This window comes from Variovorax sp. GW822-FHT04E09, assembly GCF_058800845.1.
In genome coordinates, this window is the sequence record NZ_JBXAMR010000002.1 from 477660 (window position 1) to 492683 (window position 15024).

12 protein-coding genes are annotated in these 15024 nt (G+C 68.8%); 8 read left to right on the forward strand and 4 right to left on the reverse strand.

Going from position 1 to position 15024, the window contains the following annotated elements; all coding sequences use genetic code 11:
• The 6 genes from AC1RL8_RS09575 (at position 1) to AC1RL8_RS09600 (ending at position 6390) form a co-directional block, all read left to right on the forward strand.
• Positions 1-993, forward strand: coding sequence for a 2-hydroxyacid dehydrogenase (locus AC1RL8_RS09575; protein ID WP_492685152.1), 993 nt, complete (start codon positions 1-3; stop codon positions 991-993).
• Positions 994-1029: 36 nt separating this feature from the next.
• On the forward strand, positions 1030-2400 hold the full coding sequence (locus AC1RL8_RS09580) for a DNA recombination protein RmuC (protein WP_492685703.1): 1371 nt from the start codon (positions 1030-1032) through the stop codon (positions 2398-2400).
• A complete protein-coding gene (locus AC1RL8_RS09585) occupies positions 2397-3560 on the forward strand; it encodes an MFS transporter (RefSeq protein ID WP_492685153.1) in 1164 nt (387 codons plus the stop codon). Before AC1RL8_RS09580 ends, AC1RL8_RS09585 begins: the two co-directional genes overlap by 4 nt.
• Before the next feature lie 109 nt (positions 3561-3669).
• A complete protein-coding gene (locus AC1RL8_RS09590; RefSeq protein WP_492685154.1) occupies positions 3670-5208 on the forward strand; it encodes an MFS transporter in 1539 nt (512 codons plus the stop codon).
• A gap of 82 nt (positions 5209-5290) precedes the next feature.
• Entirely contained in the window at positions 5291-5737 is a 447-nt protein-coding gene (locus AC1RL8_RS09595) for a hypothetical protein (RefSeq protein WP_139705435.1), read from the forward strand.
• 2 nt (positions 5738-5739) lie between these two features.
• Positions 5740-6390 carry a TetR/AcrR family transcriptional regulator gene (locus tag AC1RL8_RS09600; RefSeq protein WP_492685155.1) on the forward strand — a complete coding sequence of 217 codons (651 nt, stop codon included), beginning with the start codon at positions 5740-5742 and terminating at the stop codon, positions 6388-6390.
• Between the two features lie 9 nt (positions 6391-6399).
• On the opposite strand, the gene AC1RL8_RS09605 is transcribed toward AC1RL8_RS09600, so the two are convergent.
• From AC1RL8_RS09605 to earP, 3 genes are all read right to left on the reverse strand, one after another.
• Complete coding sequence (locus tag AC1RL8_RS09605; protein WP_070059745.1) at positions 6400-7263, reverse strand: LOG family protein; 864 nt, start codon at positions 7261-7263, stop codon at positions 6400-6402.
• Positions 7264-7385: 122 nt separating this feature from the next.
• A complete protein-coding gene (gene efp, locus AC1RL8_RS09610; protein ID WP_062479082.1) occupies positions 7386-7940 on the reverse strand; it encodes an elongation factor P in 555 nt (184 codons plus the stop codon).
• Positions 7941-8093: 153 nt separating this feature from the next.
• Entirely contained in the window at positions 8094-9179 is a 1086-nt protein-coding gene (earP, locus tag AC1RL8_RS09615) for an elongation factor P maturation arginine rhamnosyltransferase EarP (RefSeq protein ID WP_492685156.1), read from the reverse strand.
• A gap of 104 nt (positions 9180-9283) precedes the next feature.
• Between earP and AC1RL8_RS09620 the strand changes: the two genes are divergently transcribed.
• A complete protein-coding gene (locus tag AC1RL8_RS09620; RefSeq protein WP_492685157.1) occupies positions 9284-10732 on the forward strand; it encodes a M20/M25/M40 family metallo-hydrolase in 1449 nt (482 codons plus the stop codon).
• 61 nt (positions 10733-10793) lie between these two features.
• Here AC1RL8_RS09620 and ggt read toward each other — a convergent pair whose 3' ends face one another.
• Positions 10794-12881 (reverse strand): gamma-glutamyltransferase, encoded by a 2088-nt coding sequence (gene ggt, locus AC1RL8_RS09625; protein ID WP_492685158.1) that lies wholly within the window; start codon positions 12879-12881, stop codon positions 10794-10796.
• Between the two features lie 151 nt (positions 12882-13032).
• Between ggt and uvrC the strand changes: the two genes are divergently transcribed.
• Positions 13033-15006 carry an excinuclease ABC subunit UvrC gene (gene uvrC, locus AC1RL8_RS09630; RefSeq protein ID WP_492685159.1) on the forward strand — a complete coding sequence of 658 codons (1974 nt, stop codon included), beginning with the start codon at positions 13033-13035 and terminating at the stop codon, positions 15004-15006.
• Positions 15007-15024: the final 18 nt, after the last annotated feature.

Consider the following 15024-nt stretch of genomic DNA (forward strand, 5'->3'; position numbering starts at 1 on the left):
ATGAGCAGCAGCAAGCCCAAGATCCTGGTCGCGCGCGCGGTGTTCCCCGAAACCCTCGCGCGCCTGGCGCAGCATTTCGAGGTCGAGTCGAACCAGGCCGACGAGACCTGGAGCAAGGACCAGCTGATCGCCAAGCTACAGGGCAAGCAGGGCGCCTTCACCACCGGCAGCGAGCGCATCGATGCCGCGGTGCTCGACGCCTGCCCCGAGCTGAAGATCTGCGCCAACATGGCCGTGGGCTACAACAACTTCGACGTCGACGCCATGGCCGCGCGCGGCGTGCTGGGCACCAATGCGCCCGACGTGCTGACCGAAACCACGGCCGACTTCGGCTTCGCGCTGCTCATGGCCACCGCGCGCCGCATCACCGAGAGCGAACACTTCCTGCGCGCGGGCAAGTGGGAAAAGTGGAGCTACGACATGTTCGCCGGCTCCGACATCCACGGCTCGACGCTGGGCATCATCGGCATGGGCCGCATCGGGCAGGGCATTGCCAGGCGCGGCGCGCACGGCTTCGGCATGAACGTGATCTATCACAACCGTTCGCGCCTCGATGCCGCGCTCGAGGCCGAATGCAAGGCCCGCTACGTCGGCAAGGAAGAGCTGCTCAAGACCGCCGACCACGTCGTGCTGGTCGTGCCGTATTCACCGGCCTCGCACCACACCATCGGCGCGGCCGAGATCGCGCTCATGAAGCCGACCGCCACGCTGGTCAACATCGCGCGCGGCGGCATCGTCGACGACGCGGCACTGGCCGTGGCGCTGCGCGAGAAGCGCATCGCCGCCGCCGGCCTCGACGTGTTCGAGGGCGAGCCCAAGGTCCACCCCGACCTGCTCACCGTGCCCAACGTGGTGCTCACGCCGCACATCGCCAGCGCCACCGTGCCCACGCGCCGCGCCATGGCCGACCTCGCGGCCGACAACCTCATCGCCTGGGGCACCGGCAAGGGGCCCTTGACCCCCGTCACGCCGATGCCGGCGGCCACGAAATAACCTGACAGCGAGAGCGACACGCCCCCCACCTTGGAACTGACGGATCTGATTCTTCTCGCACTGGCCGCACTCGCCGTGGTGCAGCTGGTGCTGGTCATCTGGCTGCTGGCCCGCCGGCCACCCCCACCTGATCACAGCGAAATGCTGGGCGTGCTCGCCGCCATGGGCCGCGCCAACGAACGCACCGAGCGCGAGCTGCGCCACGAGATCGGCGAAAGCTCGCGCGGCGCACGCCAGGAAACCGCGCAGGCCTTCGCCACCTTCCAGCAGTCGCTGGTGCAGCAGGGCGCCGAGGCCACGCGCACGCAGAACGCGCAGCTCGACGCCTTCGCGCTGCAGCTCGCCTCGCTGCAGAAGACCCTGGCCGACACGCTGAACACCCAGCTGCAGGGGCTGAGCGAATCGAACGCGCGGCGCCTTTCCGAGGTGCGCACGACCATGGAAACCCAGCTGGCCCAGCTGCAACAGAGCAATGCCGCCAAGCTCGACGAGATGCGCAAGACCGTCGACGAGAAACTGCAGAGCACGCTCGAGGCGCGCCTGGGCGAAAGCTTCAAGCAGGTGGCCGACCGGCTCGAGCAGGTGCACAAGGGCCTGGGCGAGATGCAGACGCTGGCCGTCGGCGTCGGCAGCCTGCAGCGCGTGCTGACCAACGTGAAGACGCGCGGCGTGTTCGGCGAGGTGCAGCTCGAGGCGCTGCTCGAGCAGGTGCTCACGCCCGAGCAGTACGCGCGCCAGGTCGAGACCAAGCCGCGCAGCGGCCAGCGCGTCGACTTCGCGATCCGCTTTCCGGGGCGCGGCGACGACGGCGCGCCGGTGTGGCTGCCGATCGACGCCAAGTTTCCGCGCGACGACTACGAACGCCTCATCGACGCCCACGAGCGCGCCGATGCCGCTGGCGCCGAGGCCGCGGCCAAGGCGCTCGAGACGCGCATCCGCGTCGAGGCCAAATCGATCGCCGACAACTACCTCGCAGCGCCGCACACCACCGACTTCGCGATCCTGTTCCTGCCGGTCGAAAGCCTCTACGCCGAGGTGCTGCGCCGCCCCGGCCTGATGGACGCGATCCAGCGCCAGCACCGCGTGACGCTGGCCGGCCCGACCACCTTGCTCGCCATGCTCAACAGCCTGCACATGGGCTTTCGCACGCTCGCGCTGGAGCGCCAGGCTTCCGAAGTCTGGAAGGTGCTGGGCGCGGTCAAGACCGAGTTCGAGCGCTACGGCGAATGGGTCGCGCGCATCAAGGAACAGGTGGCCAAGGCCTCCGACACCATCGACAAGGCCGACACGCGCGCCAAGCAGATGCGCCTGGCGCTGCGCAAGGTTGAGGCCCTGCCCGAGGCGCAGTCGCAGGCGCTGCTGCCGCCCACGGCCGACACTGACAGCGAGGCCGACGACACCCCGTGAAAGGTTCTGAACTGCTGCGCGTCATCGTGGCGCAGGTCTGTTTGCACGCCACGATGGCGGGCATGCGGCTCGCCACACCGCTGCTCGCGCTGCAGCAAGGCTACAGCGCAGCGGCCGTCGGCCTGCTGATCGCGCTGTTCGCGCTGACCCAGGTGTTTCTTGCGTTGCCGGCCGGGCGCTTCGCCGACCGGCATGGGCTCAAGCGGCCGCTGTGGCTGTCGGTGATCGCGGCCTCGGGCGGGGCAGGGCTGGCGCTGATTTTTCCGGTGTTCCCCGTCATGTGCATCGCCGCGCTGCTGACCGGCGGCGCCACCGGCGCGACCGTCATCGCGCTGCAGCGGCACGTGGGCCGCTCGGCCACCGACCCGACGCAGCTCAAGCGCGTGTTCAGCTGGCTGGCCATCGCGCCGGCGGCGGCGAACTTCGTCGGGCCCTTCCTGGCCGGGATGCTGATCGACCACGCCGGTCGCGCGCCGGCCGACCTGCTGGCCTTTCGCATCTGCTTCGCCGTGATGGCCTTTTTGCCGCTGCTGTGCTGGCTGCTGGCGCGCGGCGCGCACGAGCCGCCGCGGGTGGCGCCGGTGCCGGGCGCCGCGCCCACGCGCGCCTGGGACCTGCTGCGCGAGCCGATGTTCCGCCGCCTGCTGTTCGTGAACTGGCTGCAGTCGTCGAGCTGGGACGTGCACGCCTTCGTGCTGCCGGTGCTGGGCCACGACCGGGGCATCAGCGCCTCGGTGATCGGCTCCATCCTCGGCGCCTTCGCGATCGCCGCGGCAGTCATCCGCATCGTGTTGCCGCTGATCGCGTCGCGTGCGTCGGAGCGCAGCGTGATCCTGAGCTCGACCGTCGTCACTGCGGCCGTGTTCGCCATCTACCCGCTGCTGAATTTACCGTGGACCATGGGCATCTGCTCCGTGGTGCTGGGTTTCGCGCTCGGCGCGGTGCAGCCGATGGTGATGAGCATGCTGCACCAGATCACGCCGCACGCGCGGCACGGCGAGGCGCTGGGGCTGCGGCTCATGACCATCAACGCATCGAGCGTCGCGATGCCGATGCTGTTCGGCTCGCTCGGTGCGCTGATCGGCATTGCCGGCGTGTTCTGGGTGGTGGGCGGCGTGCTCGCGCTGGGCGCCAAGGCGACCTGGGGATTGAAGCTGTGACGGCGGTTTGAATCCCACGTTGCAAATGACAGTAATTCTCATTTGATTGACAAAATACTGACTCGAAGTCAGTATCGGCGCCTTCTTTCTTCCTGACCCGAAGGCGTCCATGGACTCCCATTCCCCGTCGGCGACTGCCGATCCGCGCCGCCGCCTGGCCCTGGTGGCGGCGGTCTACCTCGGCAGCTTCATCGCCACGCTCGACGTCAGCATCGTCAACGTCGCGCTGCCCACGCTGCAGCGCGCGCTCGCCACCGACCTAGCCGGGCTGCAGTGGGTGATCGACATCTACGCGCTGTGCCTGTCGGCCTTCATGCTGTCGGCCGGCCCCATCGGCGACCGCTACGGCCGCAAGCGCGCCTGGCTGGCCGGCGTGGTGGTCTTCACCGTGGGCTCGGCGATGTGCGCGATGGCGTCGGGCCTGCCGATGCTGCTCGCGGGGCGCGCGGTGCAGGGCGTGGCCGGCGCGCTGATGATTCCGGGTGCGCTGTCGCTGCTGGCGCACGCCTTCCCCGAGCCGGCGAGCCGCGCGCGGGTGATCGGCGGCTGGTCGTCGTTCACGGCGCTGTCGCTGATCCTCGGGCCGATGCTCGGCGGGCTGCTGGTGGACCACGCGGGCTGGCAGAGCATCTTCCTCATCAACCTGCCGATCGGCGTGCTGACCGTGGCGCTGGGCATGTGGGGTCTGCGCGAGTCCTCGCACCCCGAGCATGCGGCGCTCGACCCGGCGGGGCAGGTGCTCAGTGTGCTCTGGCTGGGCGCGCTGACCTACGGGCTCATTGCCGCGGGCGAACACGGCTGGGGCTCGCGCCACGCGGTGGTCGCGCTCGTCGCGGCGGGTGTCGGATTGGCGCTGTTCCTGGCCGTGGAGGCGCGCGTGGAACGGCCGCTACTGCCGCTCGCGCTGTTCCGCGATGCGCGCTTTTCGGTCACCAACTTCGCCTCGTTCGTGCTGGGCTTCTCGACCTACGCCAGCCTGTTCTTCTTCTCGCTGTTCCTGCAGCAGGTGCAGGGCTGGTCGGCCAGCGAGACCGGCTGGCGGCTGGTGCCGCAGTTCGTGGCGACCGGCCTCGTGGCCTCGCAGTTCGGCCGGCTGGCGCGCCGCTTCGAGGTGCACACGCTGATGGTCGCGGGCTACGGGCTGATCGGCGTGGCGATGCTGCTGCTGACGCTCTTCTCGGCCGACACGCCGTACCTGCCGCTGGCGCTGCTTTTCGTGGCGCTGGGGGCGGGCGCGGGCCTGGCCGTGCCGGCCACGAGCACGGCGGTGATGGCCTCGGTGCCCGCGCAGCGCTCGGGCATGGCCTCGGCGACCATGAACGCGCTGCGCCAGGGCGGCATGCTGATCGGCATCGCGTTGCTCGGCACGCTGATGCGCACGCGTGCCACCGCGCTGATGGCCGAGTCGCTTGCGCGTGCCGGCGTGGCCGATGCGCCGCAGGCGGCGGTGGCCGCGGTCTCGCGGCACGACCTCGGCGCGCTCGCAGCGCTCGACGCCGGCACCGCGCAGCGGCTGTTGAGCGATGCGCTCGCGGGCGGCTTCCATGCGGCGATGGCCTGTGCCGGCGTGGCGGGGTTGGTGGCGGCGGGGCTGCTGCTGCGCGTCAGGCCGCGTGCCGCCGCGCTGACCGCTGCCACGCGCGCCTGAGCTGTTTGCCATGCCCGCCGTCCGCATTCCCTTCCTGCGCCGCAGTGCCCGGCGCCTTCCGGTTATCTACAAGGAGTCTTTCATGATCCGTCACGAACTCAGTCAATGGCCGCTGGTCATCAGCGTGTCCGCAGGCCTGCAGACGCTGGAGAGCCTGCAGGCCTTCACCGAGGACTGGAACCGCTGGCTCGACCGCGGCGAGCCCTTTGTCTCGCTGCGCGTGTTCGCGGACGCCGACGCGCTGGTGCATCCCGAGGGCAGCGCCCAGAGTGCCAAACAGTGGCTGCAGGCGCGCGGCGCCGACATCCGCCGCCATATGATGGGCATGGCGAGCGTGGTGCCCGCCGACCAGTTCGAGAAGATCAGCAAGATGAACGTCGAAAAACTCTTCGGCATTCCCGCGAGCACCTTCGCCCGCACCGACGAGGCCCTGGCCTGGCTGCGCGAGCGCGTGCTGGCCCCGCGCGGCCTGCGTCTCGATGCCGCGGCGGTGCACGCCGCCATCGACACGGCACGCGCCGGTACCTGAGCATGACAAGCAGCAGCCCCGACGACGCTCCCGCCACCGCCGCACGCCGCCGCACCAAGGCGCCGCAGACCCGCGCCGTCGCGCTGATGGACGCCGCCGAGCAGCTGTTCATCGCCAAGGGCATCCCCGCCACCAGCATCGACGACATCGCCGCCGGCGCGCAGGTGGCCAAGGGCACCTTCTATCTGTACTTTCCGTCGAAGGAGGCGCTGCTCGGCGCGCTGCAGCAACGCTTCGTCGACACCTTCTGCGCCCGCCTGCAGGAGGCGATGGACCGCCACGCGCCGGGCAAGTACCGCGCGCGGCTCAAGGCCTGGGTGGAAGCGGGGCTGGAGACCTACCTGGACAACGTCGCGCTGCACGACGTGGTGTTCCACGAGTACCGGCCCGAGGACCGGTGCATGCGCAACGACAACGTCGTCATCACGCAGCTGGTCACCCTGCTGAAGCAGGGCGACGCCGCGGGCGTGTGGGAGGTCGAGGACGCGACGCTGACGGCCGTGATCCTCTTCAATGCGCTGCACGGCGTGGCCGACGATGCCGTGGCCATGGGGCCGCACGCGAACCCCGTGGCCGACCGCCGCCGCCGCGCCCGCGCGCTCACGCGCTTCTTCGAGCAGGCCCTGCGGCCCGACGACAGCGACGACGCCTGACCGGGGCGGTCAGAGTTTGTAGAAGCGCTTGATGGCATCCCACGCGTCTTCGGGCGCGTCGACGTATTCGAAGAGCTTCACGTCGCCGGGCGAGATCACGCCTTCGTCGACCAGGAAGTCGAAGTCGATCAGCTTCTTCCAGTAGTCCGAGCCGAAGAGCACGATCGGCACCGGCTTCGACTTCTTGGTCTGCACCAGCGTGATCACCTCGAACAGCTCGTCGAGCGTGCCGAAGCCGCCTGGGAACGCCACCAGCGCCTTCGCACGCATCATGAAATGCATCTTGCGGATCGCGAAGTAGTGGAACTTGAAACTCAGCGCCGGCGTGACGTAGGGGTTGGCTTCTTCTTCCATCGGCAGCGCGATGGCCAGGCCGACCGAGAGGCCGCCGGCTTCGTGCGCGCCGCGGTTGGCCGCCTGCATGATGCCGGGGCCGCCGCCGGTGCACACGAAGAGCTTGTCCTGCGGCTCCTTCTTCTCGCTGTATTGGGCGACCAGCTTGCCGAAGGTGCGCGCCTTCTCGTAGTAGTGCGAGTTGCGCGAGAGCCGGCGCCAGCGCTCGGCCAGGGCCGTGTCGCCGGCCGCCTCGGCCTGCGCGACCAGCGCGGCGGCTTCGTCTTCGCTGCGGAAACGCGCGCTGCCGAAGACCACCACCGTGTTCTCGATGCCGTGGGCGCGCTGCTCGAGGTCGGGCTTCATCAGCTCGAGCTGCATGCGGATGCCGCGCGTTTCGCGGCGCAGCAGGAATTCGGGGTCGGCAAAGGCCAGGCGCGAGGGATCGGGATCGAGGGGCAGGCCCCGGTCGGAATGGGACTGCAGCGTGGCCCAGGCATCGGCCAGGCGCTTGTCGTGAATGTTGTGCGTGTTGTTCATGAAACGGTCGTCGAACGGAATTGGCTTGGCATTGTGCGCCGATGCAACCCGCGTGCCCGCCAACGAAAAAGGCTCCTTGCGGAGCCTTCGTCGTGGTGGTGGTCAGCCGGGTGCAGACGCGCTCAGACGCGCTTGCGGTATTCGCCGGTGCGGGTGTCGATTTCGATCTTGTCGCCTTGCGACACGAACAGCGGCACGCCGACTTCGAAGCCGGTGGCGATCTTGGCAGGCTTCATGACCTTGCCCGAGGTGTCGCCCTTGACGGCCGGCTCGGTCCAGGTGATTTCGCGCTCGACGCTGGTCGGCAGTTCGACCGAGATGGCCTTGCCGTCGTAGAACACCACTTCGACGGCCATGCCGTCTTCGAGGTAGTTCAGGGCGTCGCCCATGTTCTCGGCTTCGACTTCGTACTGGTTGTACTCGGCGTCCATGCAGACGTACATCGGGTCGGCGAAGTAGGAGTAGGTGCACTCCTTCTTGTCCAGCACGATCTGGTCGATCTTGTCGTCGGCCTTGAAGACCACTTCGGTGTTGAAGTTGGCGATCAGGCTCTTCATCTTCATGCGCACGGTGGCGCTGTTGCGGCCGCCGCGGCTGTATTCGGTCTTGAGGACGACCATCGGGTCCTTGCCGTGCATGATGACATTGCCGGCGCGGATTTCTTGAGCGATTTTCATATCAGGTTCTCTGGATGTTGGCCGCTCGGTGCGCGGGGCCCTCGGCGCTGCATGCCGTCGTATCTGGCCCCGCCGTACATGTCCCGCGGCAGGTTTGGCGAAAGGCCTCCCCGACCGTGGCGGCCAGGGCTGAATTCCGCAAAGCCCGCTATTTTAGCTTTTTCCGGCGACCAACTGCTGCAACTGGGCCAGCAGATCGTCCTGCGCGAGCAGCCTGTCGCGCGCGGCACGGGTGGTGTCGCGCCAGGCATCCAGCGGGCCGAGCGCGGGCAGGGGCGCGTCGCCGAAGCCGTTCCAGGCGTGGTGAAAAAGCCGCAGCTCCGGGGGGGCGCCGAGCCAGTCGAGCCAGGCGTTGAGCTTGACGTGGTGCGCGTCGTCGTCCTGCGGGTAGATCTGCCAGACCAGCGGCGCGCCGGCCCAGAGGGCGCGCACCAGCGAGTCTTCGCCGCGCACGAAATTGAGGTCGCAGGCCCACAGCAGGTGGTCGAAATCCGCTTGGCTGAGGTAGGGGAGGTATGAAATTGATAGCGAACTTTGAACGTCCAACGGGCGATCTGGCATGCACGCCTGCACGGCACGCGCGGCCCGGCCTGCGGTGACCAGCAGCCGCGTGGGCACCGGGTCGGCGGCCAGCTGGGCGAGCAGTGCGGCCAGCGCGGGCGGCTCATAACAGAAGAGCGACACCAGGCGCTCGCCTTCCTGCCAGGGAATCTGCTGCGCCTCCAGCCAGCGCGCCCGGTCGAAGCGCGCCTGGCGCGCCATCAGGTCGGGCTCGCGCAGCAGGCCCCCGGTCGCGGGCGTGAAGCCCGGGTAGAAGAAACGTTTCGTCAGCCCGGCGCCCGGACCCTTGAACACGGGCGAGGGCAGCCGGTGGAGTTTCTCGACATAGGGCTCGGCCGACAGGTACTCGAGGTTGATCCAGGCCTGCGCGTGGTCCGGGGCTTGCGCGAAACGCGCGATGAGCTCGGGCTCCGGGTCGCAGCCGAAGGCCTCGACCAACACGTTTGGCGTCGGGTCGGCAACCGCGCGGCGCACGGCTTCGGCGTCGGACCAGTCGATCACCTGCACGCCGTCGCAGCCGGCCGGCGCCATCCAGTTCAGCGCCGTCGGGTCGTCGACCCACAGCCGCGCGCGCTTGCCCGCCGCCGCCAGCTGGCAGGCCAGGCGCCAGCAGACGCCCAGGTCGCCGTGGTTGTCGATGACCTTGCAGAAGATGTCCCATTGCATGCGCGTGCCCATGGCCGCGAGTGTGCCTGTCTTCGTGGTCGCTCAGGCGCGGGCGAAAACGTGGCCCGCTTGCTATGCTGCCCCTCGCCACGACAACCATCGGAGAGAGCCAGACCATGAGGATGCAGATCCGCCGCCGTTCGTCGTTTTCTTCTTCGCCCTTGAGCAGCGCCAAACGCGGCGTGCTCGCGCTCTCGCTGGCCCTGGCCGGCATCGCCGGCGCCCAGGCCCAGACCGCGCCGCTCACCGCGCAGCAGCAGCGCTTTCGCGAGATCTACAAGGAACTGATCGAGATCAACACCACCCACTCGGTGGGCGACAACACCGTCGCGGCGCGGGCCATGGAGAAACGCCTGGTCGATGCGGGCTTCGCGCCCGGCGACATCCAGATTTTCGAGCCCTTCCCGAAGAAGGGGAACCTGGTGCTGCGCTTCAAGGGCGACGGCAGCAAGAAGCCGCTCCTGCTGCTGGCCCACATCGACGTGGTCGAGGCCCGCCGCGAAGACTGGAAGACCGACCCCTTCAAGCTGCAGGAAACCGGCGGCTACTTCACGGCGCGCGGCGCCATCGACGACAAGGCCATGGCCGCGGCGCTGGTCTCCGTGCTCGGGCAGCTCAAGCAGGAAGGCTTCAAGCCCAAGCGCGACATCATCCTGGCGCTCACCGCCGACGAGGAGCGCGGCGACGCGCTGAGCAACGGCGCCTTCTGGCTCATCAACAACAAGCCCGAGCTGCTGCAGGCCGAGTTCGGCATCAACGAAGGCGGCGGCGGCGAGCTGCGCGGCGGCAAGCCGAACCTGCACCGCATGCAGGTGGCCGAGAAGATGTACACCACCTACATGCTCGAGGCGCGCGACGTCGGCGGCCACAGCTCGGTGCCCACCAAGACCAACCCGATCTATGCGCTCTCGGCCGGCCTGGAGCGCCTGGGCAACTACGCCTTCCCGATCAAGCTCGCGGACGTCACCAAGACCTACTTCGCGCGCAGCGCCCCCTTCGCCACCGGCCAGCTGGCCGACGACATGCGCGCCATCGGCAGCGGCAACCCCGACGCCGGCGTGCTCGAGCGTATGACGGCCAACCCGGCCTACAACGCGCAGCTGCGCACCACCTGCGTGGCGACGATGGTGCAGGCCGGCCATGCCGAGAACGCGCTGCCGCAATCGGCCAAGGCCACGGTCAACTGCCGCATCCTGCCGCACGACGATCCCGAGGAAGTCGAGCGCCTGCTGACCCAGGCGGTGGGCAACGACAAGATCGTGGTGCGCAACATGGGCAAGCCGCTGCGCAGCCCGGCCTCGCCGCTCAACGGCGATCTCGTGAAGACGGTCGAGACGCTCACGCAGCAGATGTGGCCCGGCGTGCCCGTGGTGCCCGCCATGAGCACCGGCGCCACCGACAGCCGCTTCTTGCGCAACGCCGGCATCCCGATGTATGGCGTGACCGGCATGTTCCTCGAGCCGGCCGATGCGCGCGCGCACGGGTTGGACGAGCGCATCGAGATCCAGCGCCTGTACGACGGGCGCGAGTTCCTGTACCGGCTGGTGTCGGAAGTCGCGAAGTAAATCAACAGGTGATCGGGCAAGGGGGCAGGCGCGGCGAAGGCGGCGCCAGCCCCCTTGTCGTTCAGGGCGTGAAGGTGTCGCCCAGCACGATGCCTTCGCGGCGTGGGTCTGCACCGCCGGTCAGCACGGGCTTGCCGCCGACGTTCGTGCGCAGGATGGTGCTCACGCCGCTGGACTGCGCCCCCAAGTTCACCGTGTGGCCGAGCGCGCGCAGGCCGGCAATCAGCGGGTCGTTGTTGCCCGAGTTGGAGGTGTCGATAGCCGGGTGCTCACCGCCCACGTTGGTGAGGCTGTAGGTGGCGCCAGGGGGCGTCGGTGGTGGGGTGTTGGTGGCACCGAAGTCGACCAGTGATGTGGCTTGTTGCGCATCGAGTCCCCAGTCGAGCGCGCCGACCAGTGTCTTGACCACGTACTGGATGATCGTGCCGCCGCCCGGCGAGCCGGTGCCCATCACGAACTCGCCCATGCTGCCGTCGGTGTTCTTCTTGAACACCAGCGTCGGCGCCATCGTGCTGCGCGGGCGCTTGCCGGGGGCGACGCGGTTGGCGAACTTCACGTTCGGGGTCACCGAGGTGTCGATCGGGTTGAGGGCGAAGTCGGTCAGCTGGTTGTTCAGCAGGAAGCCCTGGGTCATGTGGAACGAGCCCATGCTGCCTTCCACCGTCGTGGTCATCACGACCACGTTGCCTTGCTTGTCGACGACGGTGAAGTGCGTGGTGCCATGCTCTTCGGTCTTGTCAATGCCCAGCGGCACGTCGCCCCGATCGCCAGCCTTGGCGAGGTTCATGCTCTTCGTCAGGCTGATGAGGCTGGCGCGGCCCTGCAGGTAAGACTTGTCGATCAGCATGGCGGGGCTGCCGCCGGGCAGCGGCACGAAGTCGGTGTCGGCCACGTACTTGTCGCGGTCGGCATACGCCAGGCGCTCGGCCTCGCTCACCAGGTGCACGCCCATCACGCTCGGCCTGCCGCCTTCGAGGTCGATGGCGGTCGGCTTGTACAGGCCCAGGTTGAAGGTCTCGAGGATGCCGAGGGTCGCCACCACCGCGATGCCGCCCGAGGAGGGCGGCGACATGCTGCAGATGTAGTACTCGCGGTAGGTGCTGCAGACCGGGTCGCGGCGCTTGGCCTTGTAGTTGGCCAGGTCGGCCAGCGTGGTCTTGCCGGGGGTGATGGCCGAGCCGTCGCTGGCCGCCGTGGTGACGCCGATCTTGTCGACGATGCTCTTGGCGATCTCGCCCGTGTAGAAGGCGTTGGCGCCCTGTGTGGCGATGGTGTTCAGCGTCTTGGCGTATGCCGGGTTCGTGAGCCTGGTGCCCAGCGCCTTCGGCGTGCCGTCGGCGTTGAAGAAATAGGCCGTGGCGTCGGCGTCGCGCTTCAGGCTCGACGCGGAACCCGCGATGGCGGTTGCCATGCGGCCGCCGATCAGGAAGCCGTCGGACGCCAGCGTGATGCCATAGCCGAACAGGTCTTTCCAGGGCAGCTTGCCGTGGTCTTGATAAGCGATGTCGAGCATGCGCACGGCGCCGGGCGTGCCGATGGAGCGGCCGCTCGAGCGGGCGCCGCCGGGCTTGGGCGCGGTCTGGTCGTTCGTGTCGTCGATCCAGCGCAGGTAGTTCTCGGTGGCCGCGGCAGGCGCCGTCTCGCGACCGTCATAGGCCTGCACCTTCTTCGTCGCCGCGTCGTAGTGAAGCATGAAGGCACCGCCGCCCAGGCCGCTCGATTGCGGCTCGACCAGACCGAGCACCGCCTGCACCGCCACCGCCGCATCGACCGCGCTACCGCCGGCTTTCAGCACGTCGCAGCCGGCGCGCGTGGCCAGCGGGTGGTTGGCGACCACCATGTAGTTCTTGGCGTACACCAGCTTGTGGCCGGGCACGTAGCCCGACGCCGGCTCCGGCGCGGCCGGATCGCCCGGGTCGCCCGAGCCGACGACCACGGAGGTGCCGCTGCTCGGGATCTGGCAGCCGTTGTCGGCGGCGGGCGGGGCCGTGGGCGTGGGCTGGTTGGCCGCGTTGATCGCGGCAATGGCCGCGACCAGTGCGGCATTGTTCTGCGCGTTGTTGTTGCTGTTGCCGCCGCAGCCGGCCACGGCCAGGGAGAGCGCGAGGGGCGTCAACGCCCACCATGCGCGCACGGAGTTCTTCTTCATGAATATTTCCCTTTGCTGTTAATTTGAATGCCAAAAAAGACAATGGGCGCCCCCCGGCGCCCGCTGCGATCTTGAGCACATTCCGTTCCTGTCCGTGTCGCCTTTGCGTCGGGCCCAGCCGGCCCTCACGCCGCGCGCCACAATAGCCGCCATGTCCGACGTGCATTCCGATCAATTGCTCAGCGAAGTCGCGGCCCTGCCGCAGTTGCCGGGCGTCTACCGCTATTTCGACGCGGCCGGCGCCGTGCTGTATGTGGGCAAGGCGCGCAACCTGAAGAAGCGGGTCGCCAACTACTTCCAGAAGAGCCACGGGGGCACCCGCATCGGCCACATGATCTCGAAGATCGTGCGCATGGAGACCACCGTGGTGCGCTCCGAGGCCGAGGCGCTGCTGCTCGAGAACAACCTGATCAAGACGCTCAAGCCGCGCTACAACATCCTGTTTCGCGACGACAAGAGCTACCCCTACCTGAAGATCGCCTCGCACGGGTTTCCGCGGCTGGCCTACTACCGCGGCGCGGTCGACAAGAAGCACCGCTACTTCGGGCCGTACCCGAGCGCCTGGGCGGTGAAGGAATCGATCCAGCTGCTGCAGAAGGTGTTCCGCCTGCGCACCTGCGAGGACACGGTGTACGCCAACCGCACGCGGCCCTGCCTGCTGTACCAGATCAAGCGCTGCAGCGGCCCCTGCGTGGGCCTCATTTCGCCCGAGGCCTACGCGCAGGACGTGGCCAGCGCCGAGGCCTTCCTGCTCGGCGACACGCAGGGCGTGCTCTCCACGCTCGAACAGCGCATGACGGCGCACGCCGAGAAGCTCGAGTTCGAACAGGCAGCCGAGCTGCGCAACCAGATGTCGGCGATCTCGCGCGTGCTGCACCAGCAGTCGATCGAGGTGGTGTCCGACAAGGACGTCGACATCCTCGCGGTCAAGGTGCAGGGCGGCAAGGCCTGCGTCAACCTCGCCATGGTGCGCGGCGGGCGCCACTTGGGCGACCGCGCATACTTTCCGGTGCACGTGGACGACGCGGCGCAGATCCATCACGGCGAGCTCGACGCCGAAGAGGGCGCCGACCCGGTGGTCGCCGACCCGATCGAGGTGCAGGTGCTCGAGGCCTTCATCGCCCAGCACTACATCGACGTGCCGGTGCCCGCCACGCTGGTGCTGGGCCGGCAGGTGAGCCGGGCGCTCATCGAGGCGATTTCGCAGCAGGCCGGCGTGCGCGTCACGGCCGTGTTCCAGCCGCACGAGCAGCGCCGCCACTGGCTCGAGATGGCCGAGACGAATGCCGGCCTGCAGCTGGCACGGCTGCTGGCCGAAGAGGGCTCGCAGCAGGCGCGCACCCGTGCGCTGGCCGATGCGCTCGAGCTGGCGTCGGACGACCTGGACAACTTCCGCGTCGAGTGCTTCGACATCTCGCACACGGCGGGCGAGGCCACGCAGGCCTCGTGCGTGGTGTTCGCGCACCACACGATGCAGAACCGCGAGTACCGCCGCTACAACATCGAGGGCATCACGCCCGGTGACGACTACGCCGCCATGCGCCAGGTGCTGCACCGCCGCTACGGCAAGCTGGCCGAGGCGCTCGCGGCCGAGACGCAGGCGCTGGCCCCGGGCGATGCCGAGAGCGAAGGGGCCGAGGGCGTCGAGGCGCCGCCGCCCCGGACGCCGGCCGCGCGCATGCCCGACCTGGTGCTGGTCGACGGCGGCAAGGGCCAGGTGTCGATGGCGCGCGAGGTGTTCAGCGAACTGGGCCTGCCGCTGTCGCTGATCGTCGGCGTCGAGAAGGGCGAGGGCCGCAAGGTCGGGCTCGAAGAACTGGTGTTCGCCGACGGCCGCGAGAAGGTCTACCTCGGCAAGGATTCGGCCGCCCTGATGCTCGTGGCCCAGATCCGCGACGAGGCGCACCGCTTCGCCATCACCGGCATGCGGGCCAAGCGCGCCAAGGTGCGCGTGGGCGGCAGCCAGCTCGAAGACATTCCGGGCATCGGCCCGAAGCGCCGGGCGCGCCTGCTGCAGCGTTTCGGCGGCATCCGCGGCGTGGCGGCGGCGAGCGTCGAAGACCTCGCCTCGGTCGAGGGCATCGCCACCGAACTGGCCGAGGAAATCTATCGCGCGCTGCGTTGAAGCCGGGATTGCCCCCGT